Here is an 18,711-nt window from a genome sequence, read left to right as displayed (position 1 = left end):
CTAACCACTAACCACTACACATGTCACAGGACAAAGAACTGGAAATTCAGCTACAGTTTCTCGAAGAGGCAAAGGAATACTTAGATACCATTGAATCGGTGCTGCTGGGTTTAGCCAGCGCTCCCATTGATAGTCAGAAAATGGATGGGATTCTGCGAGCGGTTCATTCTGTCAAAGGGGGAGCTGGGATGATGGGATATGGCACCTTGAGTCACCTAGCTCACCGTTTAGAGGATTCATTTAAAGTTCTCAAGGCTAAGAAAAATGCGATCGCAATCGAAAACCAACTCGAAACTCTACTCCTACAGGGGGTAGACTGTCTGCGCCAGGTACTTGATATCAACCGCCAGGGCAATCGGGTAGACTGCCAGTGGCTAGAAACCATAGCTAACCCAGTATTTGATCAACTGCACGAGATTCTAGGGGACCCGGTCGCAGATGATGCTACGACTATGCTAGGAGCAGAGGATGGCACTAATGTGACTGCCATGCTGTTTGAAACAGAAGTGGAAGGGTGTCTAGCTCGCCTAGAAGGGGTGTTAGCAGACCCCGAAAGACCCTGCTTGCTTGAAGAAGTGTCCATCATGGCTCAAGAATTAGGCGGGTTAGGCGAAATGCTGCAGCTTGAGGCTTTTAGCCAGTTGTGCGAAGACATCAATCACCAGCTAGAAGCTGCCCCACACCAAGTGGAAGCGATCGCCCAACAAGCTCTAATGGTGTGGCGGCAATCCCAGGCTTTGGTACTGGTAGGTCAACTGACTCATTTACCCCGCCGCCTGGAACCTAGGGAGTTTCAGGAGAATGAAGGAGGAGTTACAGACCCAGGGGTGGCAGAGGAAGCTATATTAGTTGGGGAATTGGAAACCGATCAGCCAGAACTAGTCGGACAAGGGGATGAGGCAGACCAGCCAGACCAAGAAGACCAGCCAGACCAGCCAGACCAGCCAGACCAGCCAGACCAAGAAGACCAAGAAGACCAGCCAGACCAGCCAGACCAGCCAGACCAGCCAGACCAGCCAGACCAAGGGGAAGTAAAGGTATTTCAATGGGTGGATAGCAATCTCAACATCTCTTCCCCCTCTGCCTTCTCTTCCCCCTCTGCCTTGTCTTCTCCCCCTCCCTTGTCTTCCCCCCCTTCCCCTGAACCCATCTTCCTGAGGGAGAACAATCAGGAAGACTCCTCAAAAGACCCACACCAGGAAAATACTGTGCGCATTCCTGTGCGACAGTTGGATCGACTAAATGACTTGTTTGGAGAACTGACTATCGAGCGCAATGGTCTTTCGCTGCAACTGGGACGACTGCGCACCCTAGTAGACAACCTCAGCCGCCGGGTCAATATTCTCGAAGCTTCCAATCACAAGCTGCGCACATCTTATGACCAGATTGCCACCCCAAGAGGAATGGCAGCAAGACAGGGGGATGGGGAAACCAGCAAATCTGAGGGACTTTTCCTGCCATCTTCTGTATCTTCTCCCGCCGCTTCTGACACTTCCCCTGCTTCCCCTGCTTCCCTAGCTATTACTGTTCAAGGGTTTGATGCCTTAGAGATGGATTCCTACAGCGACTTGCACCTGCTATCAAGGGAGGTGATGGAAACCATTGTTCAAATTGAAGAAGTTACCAGCGACTTGGAATTGACCCTAGACGATACTGATAGCATTGCCCATGAATTAAACAAAACCGCCAAGCAGCTGCAAACCAATCTTACTCAGGTTCGGATGCGTCCCTTATCTGATTTAGTGGGACGATTTTCCCGAGCTTTGCGGGACTTGTGTGTCGAGCATGGCAAACAAGTAGAACTGAAGGTAATGGGGAAAGGTACCCTGATTGACCGCACCATCCTGGAAACCCTGAGTGACCCCCTAATGCATTTATTGCGCAATGCCTTCGACCACGGCATTGAAGACCCTAGCACCCGTCAGGCTATGGGGAAACCGCCAAAGGGAACTATTGAAATCAAAGCCACCCACAGAGGGAATCAGACCCAGCTTACCCTCCGTGATGATGGCAAAGGCATTAATTTAAGCAAAATCCGAGCCAGAGCAGAGGAAATGGGATTAGACCAGGAGCTGCTCGCCAGCGCCAGTGACCAGGAATTGCTGTCCCTGATTTTTGAACCCGGATTTAGTACCGCTGATCAAGTCACCGACCTATCTGGTCGTGGTGTGGGGATGGATGTAGTGCGCAACAACCTCAAGCAAATCCGGGGGGATATCCGAGTCGATACCCAACCCGGTTGGGGAACGACCTTTACCCTCACCGTCCCCTTTACCCTATCGGTAGCACGCATCCTTTTAGTGGAAAGTAACGGTATGCTCTTGGCATTTCCCATCGACGTGATTCAAGAGATGCTGATGCTGAAATCCCAGCAAATCTTAACCACCCTAGGCAACGAAGTCATAAACTGGCAAGGGAAAATGGTGTCCCTGATTCGCCTGAAAAAGTGGCTGAAATTTTACTGTCGCCGTCGGGTCACCACCCTAGAAGAAACCCCGAGCATTAACGAACCTACTATTCTAATTATCAATCAAGCCGAGCAATTAATCGGCCTGTGTGTAGACCGCTCCTGGGGAGAGCGAGAAGTTACCGTGCGTCAAGTAGAAGGAACCCTAGGGTTACCTGATGGATTTAGCGGCTGTACCATTCTCGGCAACGGTCGAGTGGTTCCCCTGGTAGACGCCAATGCCATGGTACGCTGGATAATCAGTTGTCAGCGCACCAGTAACCTAGAGAGTTTATCCCCACAACATTGCTCCACCTCAAAGGGATTTGTGGAGCAACAACCTCCCTCCCTCGGGATACAACCAAGTACCAAAGACACTATCTTAATTATTGACGACTCGATTAACGTGCGCCGGATGTTGGCATTGGGGTTAGAAAAAGCTGGGTATATTGTAGAACATGCCAAAGATGGTCAGGATGGGATAGAAAAACTGCTTCGGGGATTAGAGGTGAAAGCCATTATTTGTGACATCGAAATGCCCCGGCTGGATGGCTACGGCTTTTTAACTCGGGTCAAAGAAGAGCCGAGCTTAAAGACCTTACCCATTATTATGCTCACCTCCCGGAGTGGTTCTAAACATCGGAAACTAGCCATGACTTTAGGCGCATCTGCATATTTTTCTAAGCCTTACAATGAGCGGGATTTATTGAAAACTTTAAATGAAATGATTGTAGAAGACGTATTGATTTAATATTGCTGGTCAGATCATGTCCGGTTGACTACTTATCATTTTTAGTTGTTCGTCAATTAATAATTAACGATTAATAATTAACGATTTACCTAAAGACGAAGTGATTAACCGGACTCGACTCCATCGCTTATTTAGTCAAAGTTTCAGCGTTAACGAGGGTGCTATTGAGATCAGACTTAAAAAATAACTCTTCCTAGCTCAACTCCACCAAACTCGACGATATTGCTTGAGCTTCTCCGAACCAGGGAAGTCTGCACATAGTAGTAGTAATTGAAATGGTCAAAGGTATGACCTGATTCACTACTGGTTGAACTTCCCTGGAAGGTATAAGCAGTTTCGCTTCTGGTATCCGAATTAAAAACTAATCCAGAGACAGTATTAACAGCACCATCACGCTTTCTAATGCGTCGTAGTGCTGCTGTGACACGAGCATTCGTACTTCTTCCCGTCGAATCACGGTAGGAAACACTAATGTTGTTGGCACTTTTAACATTAACAGACACTGGACAAATGACAGTAATTGAACCGGTTTTTCCTGGTTTGAACTTAATCCGTCCCGCCGTGATCAGATAAAGGTCTTGTTGTATAGCAGAATCAATGGGAACACATCCTGCTCCATCCATCACCCAATCAGGAACCTGAGCCAGGGCTTTACTCGCACCAAATATTGTAGTCTGGGCCAATAAAGCTCCGATTAATAGTGCTTTTTTCATGTTTATTTCCTCATCACAACTTGCTCAAGTCAATCTGGGATGCACCTATATAGTTATCACCCAAGTCTTTCCTTTTTACGCAAGAGGATAAATTTCACCTAGAGCAGGGGTGGAGGAATCAGAAAACTCACCCCCCATCCTCTCATACCTGATTAGATATACAGATATAGCAGAAGTCAGAAGTCAGAAGTCAGAAGTCAGAAGTTAAACTCAAGCCAAACTGTAGTTTGAGACTTTTGTCATGTCCTAATTACCCTGGCGACTGCTATATATACAGAGTATGCGATCGCATTCGCTAGTTTTGCGTTGTTTATTTTGCGTTGTTTATTTTGCGTTTTTTGTTTGGCGTTGTTTTTGAATGAGTACACACAGCTTTTGAGATATCCTGCATCGATCCCTTTCCCCAAAAAAAAATAAGAGAGCCGTCTTCAAGCTCTCTTGATCATCAGGGTGCATCTACCAAAAAATCCGGGAACGTGAGAGCCTCCCTTTTTTAAAGGGAGGATGAAACGGTTAGAAGTTACCGTAAGGATAGGGTCGCCTTATTACAAAAAATTTAACCCTTTTATGCAAGAGAGATTGGCCGTAGGCCACGCGGGGCGCGTTCACCCATAAAGGCGACCCTATCTATCGGTTTCGTCTCCGGACGCGACGGGTTTTAACCCGCCGTATCCGTTAACTTGGGTTCGGGTAGTCTGGCTATTAAGCTTGAGATCAATTCAGACTGAGTCATTCCGGAGACGAAACCGTAAGAGTGGGTCGCCTGGCTACCCTCTTCAAGGCGCGCGTCTGTGCCCTCTCTTACGGTAACTTCAAGCCGCGCCGTTCGGCCTCTTGTTTTAGTTGTCGTTTCTCGAAGCTAGTAATCCTAATCATTAGTCTTTCGGTTTTCATTTAGTCAAGTCATTGAGGCAGAAATCTGCTAAGATTATAGTAATAAACAAGTATTACGTCTTACCTTGACTCCGACAGCCTCTAAAAAAAATGGTGAAAAACCCAAATGATGGAAACCGTCAAAAAAAAGAGGTATGACGTGAAATTGCTAGGCAATTGATGCCAAAAAGTAGCCACACAGTTAGATTAAATTCTGACCAAGGTGGGTAGGGGAGTTTGACACTCCCACATCGGTTTATACCGAACAAGAAGTGGAGAGGCGCGGTTTCAACCCGCCTCGTAACAACCTTGTAGAATCCCCCGTGTTTTAACCGGGGGAGATGTCAAATAATCACAATATAGCAGATTCAATGAGGGGTGTCACCCCTCATTTTTATTTTGCCAAATTGCTGTGCCTTCCACTTCCAGTTAACCATTGGCACTACCTAGGACAGGTGATGAGAAAATTTAATCAATTTTGGACAGATTTTCCCTTAGAGCGTTGGTCAACTAATACAAGCTAACAAAATGCTGAACATATGAATCAAACGAAAATCTATATCATCCCATGCCCTAATTTACCCATTTACCCCTATACCCATGATCAAATTCGATTCCGGAAGAGTTACTGAGGGTGGAATATTCTCCAATCAATTTAATAAAGGACTTAGACACCAAGACCCTTAAAACCCGGTTTCTCTTATCAGTCAAAGGCTGAAATCGGTGTAATTACCATCAATAACCTGGTTTGGGGCGTAAGTCCTATAGGATTTGTCCAATGTTACGAATTCATAGGCTTTTTAAACAAAGTTTAAGTTAAGCAAATTTCTCTGAACAGAGCCTACCAAAAGTTCGGCCAAGTTGATACATTCATAAATAGGCACACAAACCAATCGCAATTCAGGACTGTGCCTCCTGTCCTGAAAAACTTACAGCCCTAGAAACTTAGTCGTAGAGATTAACAAGACAGGTAGGGTAGGGTAGGCGTTAAATAATCATGAATGGGAGTAATTCAGTTTAATTCCCACCTACTCAAGACAACTAAAACCATGTCTAGCCCTAATTGGTCGATGTTTTAACTAGCTAGTGCTCATGATCTGAAGTATCTTTATTCAGCGTCTTAGGCTAGCCAAACTGTTAAAACATCAAAAGCCAAACCACTCAGGAAAGTAAGTAATGGAGGAATATACTTTTTTGTTGAGCGTCGGCTGTAAGACTCTGTAAACCCTAGCTAGATATTTTGTTGAATAAGTATAGCCATGAACCAGGTACCGTTACCTGGTTCATGTTCGTTTTAGCCACTATCAAAAAAAACCTAACACTTTACTAATTAGAACAGCCACCCCTTTTTCAGCTCGATTGGCCTCTTGTAGGGCGCGTTATGCTACCGCTAACACACCAATCTAATACGAGATAGATGATCGAGCTGTCTGCCTGTAGAATTGAGATCGCTATTCCTGCATCCCGGCATACAACAAACGTGCAAATAGCCGTACCCCATCATCCTGCTTCAGCTCTTCATAGGAGGGGGGCTGCCGCAAGCCCACCACCCGCAGATCTGCCAGCAATTCGGGATGAAACTGACAGGTAAACGATCGCCGAACGGTTTTACTTTCAAAATCTCTGTAATTGATGCAAGTCGCAGAACACTCTGTCAAAACCTCATCATCATCCGCCGTCGAGCACAAAATTTCAACAGCATCAGGGAGCTGGATCAGCCAATACAAAGCACTATTTGCCACAATATGAAGGCTGGGAATGAGAGTCGATCACTTTTTCGAATGGCTGCCCCTTGCCCCATTCACAGCTGGGATTCTCGGACAGTAAAGAGCGAGTCGATAGAGGATTAGACGAATGGCGATCGGCCAAAAACCGTCCCAAAAGAATGTGAACGGACTCAAACTGAGAGCCACTATAGCTCAGATAACCTGGCTTGAGTCGCCAGTTACTGGGTACCGAGTGAGTAATCATAAGAATAATTTCACATTCTCTTCAGTATCTTTGTCTTCTGGAACCCAACAAGAATCGGTTCCTAAGAAACCAAGTCTAATGGCCTTGAGGCTAGAGGTGCGACACCGAATACCAGGTAAAAACAAATTACAACACCCGCCAGAAGTTATGCTGCGGTAAATGGTGTGCGATTTGCTGGCTTTAAATCAGTATCGATAAGCATTTAAGTAAAATATCATACTCAGGGACAAGTGGCAAGGTTTCGCGCCTTAACAACTGAATAACCGTGAGGGTGGTTGATGGATTTCTGTTCCTGTCATTATTATAATTTCATACTTATCCCCTTGTTTATATAAATACACCATCCAGAGTCGAAACTTGCTTTCTTAAAGCCAATTCAATTTGTTGTGCCTTCTCAGACAACCTCTGAGAAGTATCATTTGCTACATAAAAGCCCCCGTGGGTCCCCCGAGCGAGCAATCCCTCGCTCGGGGGACTTTTACCAGCAAATTGATTCTTGTTCCCCCCAAGCGAGCAATCCCTCGCTTGGGGGGTGCATCTCAGTTTTGCAATTAGGCAAAAATTCGGGAGAAAATTCCCACACTCCCCGCGCCCCCGCCCCGCGCCCGGGCCCCACACTTGAGATCTTTTTTACAAATATGAGATGCACCCAATTTGGGGGGCTAGGGGTGCAAAATTCAGTATCAAAAAACTTTTCAGATATCCTCTCAAGAGAATAGCCAGCCTTGGTAAAAATTATTCTTGCTCATCTTATCTTATCCATTACAATAGGTATTTAGGAATATTTACTGGAGCAATAATTTCATTTTTACATAGTTTAATTGTTAATATCGTTATCATCAAAACTTAAATTTCAACAATAAAATTACCTAAAACGTACTTACTATTATATTTAATATAGACTGTGTATAAAGCAAATTTTAACAACTAAGAGCTTCCTGTATCTTATCTCCTTCCTAGCACCCCTTGAAACAGCTCTGCCTTTTTAAGGCGGACGGAAGGGGGTTATTCAGCCAGAGGGATTTAGGGGAATCAGAATTTTTTGACAAACAATATATTAGCAACCGCCCCAATACTTCTGTAACTGCTACAGGACATGGTTGCTTGCTCTTATTCACAAGGCTTTTTCTTTATAGTAAGTTGTATTCACCAAAAGCTATAGTAAAAGAACTGGCTTCAACGCCTACTACACTATGCTAGAATCTGGGAAACTCCTCCAAAATCGCTATTACCTCCAGCAGCAGCTGAATGACAATCCAGTGCGCCAGACTTGGCTAGCACTGGATTCCGAGTCTGACACGCAAGTCGTAGTCAAGCTTTTGGCTTTAGGTGGTCCCGTACAATGGGACGATTTGAAACTATTTGAGCGGGAAGCGCAAATTCTCAAACAACTGGATCATCCTCGGATTCCCAAGTATCGGGATTATTTTTCCCTCGATGAGAGTATCCTGTGGTTTGGACTGGTTCAGGAGTATATCCCTGGTCTATCCCTGAAACAACAACAGTCTCAAGGGTTTAGATTCTCTCAGCAGCAGGTAAATACTATCGCAGCTGATATTTTAAAAATTCTTCAGTACTTACATCAGCTCAACCCCCCAGTCTTACACCGAGATATCAAGCCCAGCAATCTAATTTGGGGTGAGGATGAGCAGGTATATTTAATCGATTTTGGAGCAGTGCAGGCTCAACCAACTACTGCGGGTGCCACATTTACAGTGGTGGGAACCTATGGTTATACTCCCATGGAACAGTTTGGGGGTCAAGCTGTGCCTGCTTCTGATTTGTATGCCTTAGGGGTCACCTTGATTGAACTGCTGACTGGAGTGGCACCTGCTGAGTTACCTCAGGAAAATTTGCGGATTCAATTTCGTCAACTACTCGGTTCTACTGTTGAGCCTGGCTTAGTGACCTGGCTAGAGAAAATTACAGAACCAGCTGTGGAGCGTCGCTTCAGTGATGCTAAACAAGCTACTGAAGCGCTATACACTAACCCAGTGGTTCCATCAAACAACACCTCCCCAACTGGTCTGCCAGACACTGTTGTCCGTATCCATAAATCAGCAGAACAACTGATCATTGATATCCCCTCCCACTGGGAAATGATAGTGTTCAAACCCCTCAAACATGCCCTAAAACAAGCTAGAGGGGTGCTAAAGGGGGTATTTTCTTACTCACTACAGCGGTTCAAGACCTTAGAAAAGTCTAGGCAACACCGGATATTAGTTGGTGTTGGGTTGGGAGTAGTCGTAGCAATTTTACTTGACTTATTTAAGCACCTTATTCTTCAAATATTAGTAATTTTGTTAGCAATTCCAGTATCATTACTGCCTTTAGCTATCCCAATTTTTTTAGTGATGTGGATAACATCATTAAACTCAGAAAAAGACTTTTCTGAGGCAGTTCGTATTTGTTTTGATAACAAAAAATTTGAAATTACTAAGGCATCTTTGAGCCGCAAAAAATGGGATCGAGGAGAAAATTCACAAATTAAAGAGGTTTATATTACTGCCTATAGGGATGCACAAGGTAGATACCATCGGGGGATTGCGATCACTACTCAGGTAGAACGACCATCACCCTTTGGTCAAAAATCCCAAACCTACATCTTTGGCGAACAATTACCAGAAGCTGAATTGAATTGGTTAGTTGAAGAAATCCGAGCTTGGTTAGATATCAAATCTAGTGATTCATCACCAAATGCAGAAGGTTGAAAGTTTAAGGTTGAAGGTTGAAGGTTGAAGGTTGAAGGTTGAAGGTTGACGGTTTAAGGTTTAAGGTACAAGGTTCAAGGCAAAATAAAAAACCAATCAATACCGAAATTCAGCAACTCAGGACTCAGAACTCAGCTCATGGATGACATGAAAAATGCGAACAGAAACCCCATAATCGTGGATAAGACAACGGAACTGCCTCCCAATTCATAGGCTTCTGGCATCATGGTGCTAGCCAACATTGCCAAAATTGCTCCACCAGCAGTAGCCTGAGCTAAGGCTATGAATAATTCTGGGGTATGGCTTTCTAAAACATGACCTGCCACTGCACAGATTCCGCACAGCATCACCGCCCCCATCCATAACCCAAGAATCTGAGTGGTTTTAGTTCCAGCTTGTTTCATCCCAGTAGCACTGGATAATGCTTCTGGGAAATTGGAAATAAAAACTGCTAGTAAAAATGACAAGCTGAAGTGAGAGTCCCCAGCATTCATACCGATAACCGCAGATTCAGGAATATTGTCAATCAAGGTACCGATGACAATAGCAAAAGGAGCAGAATTCTTAACTAATTTTTCTAGTATAGCTGGATCTTCTCTAATTAATAGATCCAGTTCTGCTTGAGCAATCAACTGTTGTCGCCAACGGTCTAACTTATGTTCTACGGCCACCCTAGAGTCAGTGGCAAATTGGAGTCGGCGTGCTAAGGAACGGCTGAGAGCCCAAGCTAAGTGGGGAGACCAACTCAGCACATGATTAAAATGTTCTTGGTGTAGTTGATATAACTCCATGGGAGTTTGGGCAATAACAGTGGCTGAACGGGGTTCTCCCGTGAGCAATGACACTTCACCAAATACTTCCCCTGAACCCATAGTATTAATTAATTTTTCACCTCTGAAGACTTCCGCTTTTCCGTCCACAATCATATACAGGTGATCACCAGGGGCTCCCTCCTGACAAAGAATGTCTCCAGGTTGAGCATAGACTGGTTTGAGGTAGGGAACAATAGCGTGCTTTTCCTGGGAGGGAATATTTTGCATCACCTCCACGTGGGCAATGCGATTAAGTACATCGGATACCTGTTCCTGAGTATGCTCAATTAAATAGCGACGACTAGAGGCAGGTTTGCGTAGAAAACCACCGTGCTGGTCGATATATGTGGTGATTCCAGTAAACAGGCTACCCCCCACTAGGAATCCTAGCAGGAGGGGTAAAAATCCACCATTTTCGTAAGCAGGTATGGTGATTTCAAATGCGATCGCACAAATTAAGGTTCCACTACCAAATGCCATGATGGCAGCAGAAACAGTGCGGTTCGGCTGCCAGAAAACCCCAACTAAGGCTCCCAATGCCAAACTCGAAGCTCCTAATATACCTTGAAAAAATGCGGCGGTTGCCATAGGCGGCTGGCTGCTTCCAATACTGCTTATTTTATAGCTGCATACAATAGCTCGATACAAAGTATAAAGTCTGAAGACAAAAACCATGGATGCCAAAAAATTCAGCCTTGGCCTTGGCCATAGGCCAAGCTACTTGAGGTGCCTTTATCCTTCATCCTTTGGTTGGTAGGTCATGATCGATAGAGGAATACGGAATAGTGTAGTGGCTAGTTTGGACAAGCCAAACTTAAATTTAAGGGATTTAGGTAAGTCTTGCCAGGATACTGACACAAAACCGAAACGGGTGTAAAACGGCGTCAGCCAACCCATACATTCGAGATAAAGAGGGAACTCAGCCTCTTTGATTAAATTTTCCATCAGATAACTCCCCAAGCCCCGATTGCGCCACTTAGGTGCCACAACCAAACTCCCCAATTCTTGGGCATCGGGAAAGTTGCGCAATTGTCCACAAGCCACCACACGCCCCTCAAATTCAATCACCCGAAACTGGGTCCAACGTAACTGGGTAGGCTCTAGTTTAGCAATCAGAATTAATTTAAGAATTGCCCAGGTATCCTTGGCACAGGCAGGGCGGAAAATGCATCCTGGTGGTAACGATGGAGATGCTTTACTCATCAGCTGTTATAAATTGAATTTTTGTTCATGGTTGACCATCAACCGTCAACCGTCAACCGTCAACCGTTAAACCTCAACAACAAACCACTCAATAACAAAGCACTCAACAACAAACCATCAGCATCCCAATTTATCAGTTACCGATTTCATAGGTCAGTTGTGATCTCCGTCAGTCCTGACCCAATACAATTATTGCTACACTCAAAGAAAATTCTGTAGTGAATGCAAGAGACTGCTCAATATTCCTGTGCCTATTATGGTGAAACCATTTTGACCTTTGTAGATCTAAGCGCTGGTGAACAGCAATCCTATATCGAAGATTGTCAAGTCTGCTGTCGTCCAAATATTTTGTATGTAAGGGTAGATCAAGAAACTCTCGATATTGAGATTGACAGTGATTATGATGGCTAACTAAAAGGCAGATTGACCCAAGTTCACTCTTGGTAAGGATTTATGATTAGATTTGTGGCTAGCATGGTGCGTCTACCCAGAACCTTGCTACTGATAGGGACAGTGGCGAAACTCACCCATTTGCTCAATCTTAAGGTAAATGCCCATGCCCACTCATGCACTATTATGCTCCAAGCAGTTGCTAGGGGGACTATACGTTAACGAAGAGGAGCAACATTCGGTATTTCCTCTGAAACATACAGACGTTTACGCCAAAATTACCGGTCACCTGTCACGGGTAGAGGTGACACAGACCTTTGAGAATCCTTTCAGCCAACCCTTAGAAGCGGTCTATATCTTTCCACTACCGGATGAAGCAGCAGTGGATCAGATGGAGATTAAATTAAGCGATCGCATAATTGAGGGCAATATCAAAAAACGGGAAGACGCTCAAACTATCTACGAGGAAGCTTGCAGCCAGGGGCGGAGTGCGGGACTCTTAGAGCAAGAACGGGATAATATTTTTACTCAATCTCTAGCTCACATTAAACCAGGGGAGCAAATTGAGGTCACCCTTCGCTATACCGATCAGCTACAGTTCCAGGGGGGTAACTATGAATTTGTCTTCCCAATGGTAGTTGGCCCCCGTTTTATCCCTGGTACTCCCATTGATGAGAGTGGGGATACTGACTTCGTTCCCGATGCTTCCCGGATCACTCCACCCTTGATTCCGCCAGACATTCGCTCAGGTCATGATATTGGAGTAACCGTCGAGATTGACGCTGGAGTAGCAATTACAGAGGTTTATTCTACCTCCCATCAGATTAACATTGAACAACAGGGGCAAATCCTGCAGGTCAAACTGAGTCAGGAAGACACGATTCCCAACAAAGACCTGATTCTACGCTATGGGATTGCCAAGGAGCAAACTCAGACAACAGTACTTACCCACTCAGATCAACGAGGCCATCATTTTGCTGTGTATCTTATCCCTGCGTTGGACTATAGCACCGATGAGATTGTGCCAAAGGATGTGGTGTTCGTGATCGATACCTCTGGTTCTCAAATGGGGGATCCTCTGCTAAAGTCTCAGGAATTGATGCGTCGGTTTATTAATGGACTCAATCCCAAGGATACCTTTACCATTATTGATGTTTCAGATACTGCTACCCAGCTATCCACCAAACCCTTATCGAATACCCCCCAAAACTGTAGAAAGGCGATTAACTACATCAATCAATTAAAAGCCAACGGTGGTACTTATTTACTCAAAGGTATTCGTAACTTGCTGAATTTACCGGCTGCACCAGAGGGACGACTACGGAGTATTGTACTGCTAAGTGATGGCTACATTAGCAATGAGAATCAGGTACTAGCAGAAGTACAGCAACAGCTTAAACCGGGAAATCGCATCTATAGCTTTGGTGTCGGCAGTTCTCCGAACCGCTTTCTGCTGAATCGCTTAGCTGAAATTGGACGGGGAATAGCTAGAATCGTGCGTCAGGATGAACCAACTGAAGCAGTAGCGGAACAGTTTTTCCGTCAAATTAATAACCCAGTGCTAACCAATATTCACGTTACCTGGGAAGGCCTAGGGGAAGCGATAATTTATCCCAATCCCACTCCGGATGTATTTACCCAGCAGCCTTTGGTTATCTGTGGACGTATTTCTCCGATTCAAGAGTTCCAGGCAGAACAGTTGCAGGTTAGCAAGTTGAAGGTTAAAAGTTTGGAGAATAACCTACCGGACTCGAAGGCTACAGGCCAACAACTTTCAACCAAACAACATTCAACCCTAACCCCAAACCAACCTTGGCCAAAAGGCCACGCTACCCGAACAACCCCTACTGGTACTCTCAGGATTACCGGTACTAGGGCGGATGGTAGTTACTACGAGAAAAGATTTAACCTCAATTTTGATCAAGCCGACAATCCAGCCATTGCCCAGCTGTGGGGTAGAGCAAGGATTAAACACCTGATGCAGCAAATGTTGAGCTGTGAAACCAAAGCTGGGGTAGAGGCAGTTACGGAAACAGCGTTGAGTTATCAACTATTGTGCCAGTACACCGCTTTTGTAGCTGTCAGTGATCAGGTACCGGTTGCAGGAGAAAACCACCTCATATCCATGCAAGTACCAGTAACAATCCCAGAAGGAGTTAACTGGGAAGGCATGATCAAAAGTACTTTTGCTAGTGCAATTCAGGATAGACTCAGGCTACAGAAGTGCCGTTCAGGCTTGAGAGCAGGGGATAACGAGAGCAGGAGACAAGCAGCAATTGACATCAATTCCAAATTCTTGCCTGATGAGCAGGGGAAAAAGGGGAAACCGAAGAACTCTAAGATCAACCGATCGTTACTGTTTTCCCTCTCTCCCTTGTCTTCTCCCAACGCCTGGTCTTCTCCTATGCCAAGGTCTGTGTTACCAATAAGTGAATATAGGAAATTGGGGGTTAAAAGCAAAGCTTGGATTCAACAGTCAGAGTATAGGCAAAACAGGTACGAAGAATCTAAGGTAAACTGTGATAATGATAATCCCTATGATAACCATCAGGCATCAGAAATTATCCCTCAGGATTATATTCTTTCTAAGACAGTTCAGGATAGCCTCACTGATAATGATAATCCCTATGATAACCATCAGGCATCAAAAATTATTACTGAGGACTATTTCGGCACTCAATCACCAGATAATTTTGAATTGACCTTGGTCTGTCCTAGATTAATTAAAAAGGTGAAGTCAGAGATATTAAGCTCAGCGGCAATCAGCCATCACAGGTTACAGTTGGTCAGAGTTAAGGGATTAGATGAAATAGGGACAACTTGTTTAACTCAACATCTGCAAAGGTTGAACCTACCCCTAGGGGTAGCTGGTGAAATTGTTTTTGAGTTCCTAGTTCGTAGAGGTCGCGTGATCAGGGTGATATGGGATGAAGCAGCCTCTACTCTGACCGAATCCCAAATGATTGATTTGATTAAGCGATCGCTTTCTTGTTGGCGAGTTCCCGAAACCTCTGTAAAGAGCGTGTGTTTAACCTTACGGATTAACGAAGCTGCAACTCAATGACATCTTGCTTAATCGTGATATCATAATCTTGATAGAAATTGTGTCCTAGCAGTCCAATTGACAGGGATGGACTAACAGCAACCAGTAGGTTGTTAGCCACAATACCTCCTGCGGCAGCGGAGCCCAACCGACCCAGGGGTACATCAACTGTACCATTAGCTGTATCCATCGTGGCAGTTCCTTCTGGCTTCAATGCCAAAGCTTTTGCCATTTTTGGGGTAATTGTCACGACGGATGCTCCTGTATCAACCACCATTTCAAAGGTTCGTTTACCATTAAAAGTCACATCAATCACAGGAGTGTTATAAACTCGGCGTTTGATCGGGATTGTAATCACTCCTGAACTGTTTTGCTTTGATATGCCGCAAAGTTTGCCAAGGTCAATCAGATTGCCATTGGCATCCCGCATGAAACAGGGTAAATCGATTTGAGCCTTAGAAACAGCAGGAGTCAGGGTGCTGGTTGTGATTAAAAATAATGTTGTTAATAGTTGGATTGGTAAATAGGGTTTCACCTGATTTATCTACTCCAGTATTTTTGATTAGTACAAACTTTTAGGAAAGATTAAGGATGAAGGCTGACTCTGGACTTATCGCCTAATCCTAGATTACCCAGGGAAACTCTTAAACCAACACTACTCTTAGAGAGAGTTTATAGATACACTTTAATAATAGCTAATCGGTAATAAATCAATTAGCAGATAGGGAATCGTTGTTGGCTCGTTATCGGGAAAAGTTTGGGGAGTTATGCTGATAGCTGGCACTATTACAAAAAAACTTAATAAAGGAAGTCATAACAATCGATTTGAGTACTGAAATCGATGCAGCAAGGGAACAGGGGAGTCAGCGCCAGCTGCACATCGACCATCGGCCAGCAATCCCCACTAGGTCAGGGATTGCCCATTGGCGCACGCTACGCGATTGGCCGTAGGCCACGCTAAAAGCGATCGCCTTTAGTGCTCAAACAGTTGAGCTAGCAATGGGCTAACTGTCTATTGTGATAGTGCGATCGCACTCAAGTGTGGCCACTATCGGTTATTCAGAACTATCTTCTGCCACATTGGTGGACTCAGACTCTTCGGTCTCTACTGCCTGTTGTTCCGATATTTCCTCGACCACAGTAGTGGATTGATATTCCCTTGGTGCTACCGCCTTTTGTTCATAACTATCTTCGACCACAGTAGTGGACTCAGACTCCCCGGTCTCTACTGCCTGTTGTTCCGATATTTCCTCGACCACAGTAGTGAATTTATATTCCCTTGGTGCTACCGCCTTTTGTTCATAACTATCTTCGACCACAGTAGTGGACTCAGACTCCCCGGTCTCTACTGCCTGTTGTTCCGATATTTCCTCGACCACAGTAGTGAATTTATATTCCCTTGGTGCTACCGCCTTTTGTTCATAACTATCTTCGACCACAGTAGTGGACTCAGACTCCCCGGTCTCTACTACCGCTTCTTCCAATATCTCATCAACAACAGTAGTGGACTCAGATTCCCTTGGTGCTACCGCCTTTTGTTCATAACTATCTTCGACCACACTAGTGGACTCAGACTCTCCGGTCTCTACTACCGCTTCTTCCGAGATCCCCTCAACAACAGTAGTGGACTCAGATTCCCTCGGAGCTACCACAGGTTCCTCTGATGTAATGTCGAGTTCCTCTAGCGGTTCAGGTGAAGGGCTAGAGGTGACAGCGGAACGTCCGAAGAAAATGCCAAAGCGACTCCAGATGTTTAATTTTGGCTTTTCTGACGGTTCAGCTAGAGGGGTTACTGATTCAGCCCCAGTAGTTGCTTCCTCAACTGGTGCTGGGGTTTCAGTGGCAGGAACCAGATCTTCTGCTTCCAAAGTTGTTTCCAGCTCAGGTAGGTTGGGCTCAACCTCAGGGGTTGCTTCCTCCAGAATTATTGGCAGTTCACTGGGTGTTACAGATTCCTCTAGTTCTGGTATTTGCTCTGTTTCAGTACTGTCTAATTCCCCTGGTGGTGTAGTTTCTTCTTGTGTAGTGTCTTCTTCTGTAGTTTCTTGTTCTAGGGAAGTCGGTTCAGAGGTGAGAGGTTCTTCAACTATAGGAACAACCGAGGGTATTGGTGTTGGCTCTACTGTAGGCGAAGTAGTCAGTGATGGACTTGGAGCTGGTGTCTCTTCTGGTACAGGTATTGGAGTTGGAGGTGGCTGATAGTTGGGGTCTACAATACCACCAGCTTGCTCAGCCGAGAGTTGACCCAGTACTAGCTGGGAAAGAGTGTCTTCACCATTAGGCTGGTAGTTAATCACCTGTACTGTGTTGTTGAAAACATTCTTGACTGGGTTGCCCTCTTCATCGAGAAACTCTAACTCTACCCAGTTTTTGCCCTCTTTAAACCCTGTCAGATAAATCGATTCCCAACGGTCGAGTAGGAAACTTTGACCGTTCACCGTAACCCGAATCTGCCAATCAACACTATCATCATCTAGATTGTCTTGAGCCACTACCTGGAGAGGGGTATTACTCAAGGGGGTATTCCTCAAATAGAAGTCCAGCAGAATCGGCTCAGCTCCGTAGTTACCTTTTGGAGCGCTGTAAGTTAGCAGTGGCAGGGCTGGATCTGGGTTGTTGTCGTCAGTTTTAGTAAAGATATGAAATGTGGTCTGGGCATAGGCACCTTGATTTTTGAAGCTCTCATCCCAGGGGCGAGAGGCAAATGCCCGCAGGGTATGGGTGCCAGGGGATAAATCCTCTAGGATTAGAAGTTGGTCTAGGTCATAGATGGCTTGGTAAGGTTGGTTGTCCAGGATGACGTTCAGATGAGGACCTATACCTAGATCGGGATCTTGGAAAATTGGCAAGTCCTGAACCTGAAATTTCACTGATACTGTTGTATCTTCAAGCACCATGTCATCACCAGGTCTGACAATGATGACTTGAGGCTGGTAAGCCTCTAGGCTCTGACTAAGCTCTTGAATAGCTAGGGGTGGCCCTACTTCTGATAACTGATTAACTTGGTTGGTTTGGGAGCTGGCATCGATGCCAAACCGCTTCGATGTCTTGATGCGATCGCTACCGCAGGCCACCAGACCCCAAACTAAAATCGTTGTGATTAGGAAGAAAAAAAGTCTTTTCACCATGATTATCTGGCTGTTCCTACCCAACAAGCCATCTCCTTTGATCACCAGCCTTTAATCTTAACTTACAGGTTGACCTCTAGTCTTGCTCCTTGTCTTTAGGTGTTGGTCTATGAGCGTTGGGGTTGCCTATTGGCAGGATGATCAAGTCTGTTCTAACTTTCCCCCTCTTGGTGCGCATTTCCTTGGCAAGGTTACCTAGCCTGGGTCCCACCGCTCTTCCAAGTGTTCCGCTTTTCTATAAATCTTCCGCTTCTCTATCAACCATACCCCTACACCTTCAACCCTTGAGGGTCGTCCGTCTAGATCGGGGACACTTTTTTCAAAAAATATTTAGCATTTATTTACATTTTTTAACATTTTGAAAAAATTATCATTGAATTTTTCTATAGTTAGTTTTGATTTGTTGTGATGGCGGCTTAGACACAAACAGTGGTATACCTATTAATACTGCTAATTGAGAATAGTTAACGATTATCCAAAAAATTGTTAACTATTTTTAACTGAATTCAAAAAGCGCCTGAAGCAAGACCTATTATCTTCTAAGGGAGGTATCCGTTTTGACGTAAATTCAGAACAGGTCCTTGCTTCGGTTAGAAAGCAGTGATTAAAAAAGTGCTTTCTTATCCATAAAAATAAAACTCCCCTAGGGGTATTAGTCGTTCCTTGTCTA

11 protein-coding genes and 1 pseudogene are annotated in these 18,711 nt (G+C 44.9%); 6 read left to right on the top strand and 6 right to left on the bottom strand.

Annotated elements, in window-relative coordinates; translation table 11 throughout:
- Nucleotides 1–20 precede the first annotated feature (20 nt).
- Nucleotides 21–3,197 carry a hybrid sensor histidine kinase/response regulator gene (locus tag F6K64_RS00550; RefSeq protein WP_287264684.1) on the top strand — a complete coding sequence of 1,059 codons (3,177 nt, stop codon included), beginning with the start codon at nucleotides 21–23 and terminating at the stop codon, nucleotides 3,195–3,197.
- 176 nt (nucleotides 3,198–3,373) lie between these two features.
- On the opposite strand, the gene F6K64_RS00545 is transcribed toward F6K64_RS00550, so the two are convergent.
- Both F6K64_RS00545 and F6K64_RS00540 read right to left on the bottom strand, forming a co-directional pair.
- On the bottom strand, nucleotides 3,374–3,910 hold the full coding sequence (locus F6K64_RS00545; RefSeq protein WP_008181158.1) for a hypothetical protein: 537 nt from the start codon (nucleotides 3,908–3,910) through the stop codon (nucleotides 3,374–3,376).
- Between the two features lie 2,324 nt (nucleotides 3,911–6,234).
- Nucleotides 6,235–6,546: pseudogene (locus F6K64_RS00540) on the bottom strand (hypothetical protein); the annotation flags it as partial.
- Between the two features lie 91 nt (nucleotides 6,547–6,637).
- On the opposite strand from F6K64_RS00540, the gene F6K64_RS00535 reads away from it, so the two are divergent.
- Together F6K64_RS00535 and F6K64_RS00530 are read left to right on the top strand one after the other, a co-directional pair.
- A complete protein-coding gene (locus F6K64_RS00535; RefSeq protein WP_008181161.1) occupies nucleotides 6,638–6,913 on the top strand; it encodes a hypothetical protein in 276 nt (91 codons plus the stop codon).
- Between the two features lie 1,034 nt (nucleotides 6,914–7,947).
- Entirely contained in the window at nucleotides 7,948–9,465 is a 1,518-nt protein-coding gene (locus tag F6K64_RS00530) for a serine/threonine protein kinase (protein WP_008181165.1), read from the top strand.
- Between the two features lie 131 nt (nucleotides 9,466–9,596).
- On the opposite strand, the gene F6K64_RS00525 is transcribed toward F6K64_RS00530, so the two are convergent.
- The gene (locus F6K64_RS00525; RefSeq protein ID WP_008181167.1) at nucleotides 9,597–10,865 is read right to left on the bottom strand and encodes a cyclic nucleotide-binding domain-containing protein; all 1,269 of its coding nucleotides are present in this window, start codon (nucleotides 10,863–10,865) and stop codon (nucleotides 9,597–9,599) included.
- A 144-nt stretch (nucleotides 10,866–11,009) separates the two neighbouring features.
- Nucleotides 11,010–11,480 carry a GNAT family N-acetyltransferase gene (locus tag F6K64_RS00520; RefSeq protein ID WP_008181172.1) on the bottom strand — a complete coding sequence of 157 codons (471 nt, stop codon included), beginning with the start codon at nucleotides 11,478–11,480 and terminating at the stop codon, nucleotides 11,010–11,012.
- A 222-nt stretch (nucleotides 11,481–11,702) separates the two neighbouring features.
- Here F6K64_RS00520 and F6K64_RS00515 point away from each other — a divergent pair, with 222 nt between their 5' ends.
- Both F6K64_RS00515 and F6K64_RS00510 read left to right on the top strand, forming a co-directional pair.
- On the top strand, nucleotides 11,703–11,891 hold the full coding sequence (locus F6K64_RS00515; protein WP_008181174.1) for a CPXCG motif-containing cysteine-rich protein: 189 nt from the start codon (nucleotides 11,703–11,705) through the stop codon (nucleotides 11,889–11,891).
- A 139-nt stretch (nucleotides 11,892–12,030) separates the two neighbouring features.
- Nucleotides 12,031–14,934 (top strand): VIT domain-containing protein, encoded by a 2,904-nt coding sequence (locus F6K64_RS00510; RefSeq protein ID WP_287264683.1) that lies wholly within the window; start codon nucleotides 12,031–12,033, stop codon nucleotides 14,932–14,934.
- Here F6K64_RS00510 and F6K64_RS00505 read toward each other — a convergent pair.
- The gene (locus F6K64_RS00505) at nucleotides 14,912–15,448 is read right to left on the bottom strand and encodes a retropepsin-like aspartic protease family protein (protein WP_287264682.1); all 537 of its coding nucleotides are present in this window, start codon (nucleotides 15,446–15,448) and stop codon (nucleotides 14,912–14,914) included. The genes F6K64_RS00510 and F6K64_RS00505 overlap by 23 nt on opposite strands.
- Before the next feature lie 290 nt (nucleotides 15,449–15,738).
- On the opposite strand from F6K64_RS00505, the gene F6K64_RS00500 reads away from it, so the two are divergent.
- Nucleotides 15,739–15,864 (top strand): hypothetical protein, encoded by a 126-nt coding sequence (locus tag F6K64_RS00500; RefSeq protein WP_287264680.1) that lies wholly within the window; start codon nucleotides 15,739–15,741, stop codon nucleotides 15,862–15,864.
- 104 nt (nucleotides 15,865–15,968) lie between these two features.
- Here the strand turns inward: F6K64_RS00500 and F6K64_RS00495 are convergent, their stop codons facing one another.
- Complete coding sequence (locus F6K64_RS00495; RefSeq protein WP_287264679.1) at nucleotides 15,969–18,041, bottom strand: hypothetical protein; 2,073 nt, start codon at nucleotides 18,039–18,041, stop codon at nucleotides 15,969–15,971.
- Between the last annotated feature and the right edge of the window lie 670 nt (nucleotides 18,042–18,711).

Origin of the sequence: Moorena sp. SIO3A2 (assembly GCF_010672265.1) — a bacterium.
Classification (GTDB): domain Bacteria; phylum Cyanobacteriota; class Cyanobacteriia; order Cyanobacteriales; family Coleofasciculaceae; genus Moorena; species Moorena producens.
This window is presented reverse-complemented; position numbering and strand designations above follow the sequence as displayed.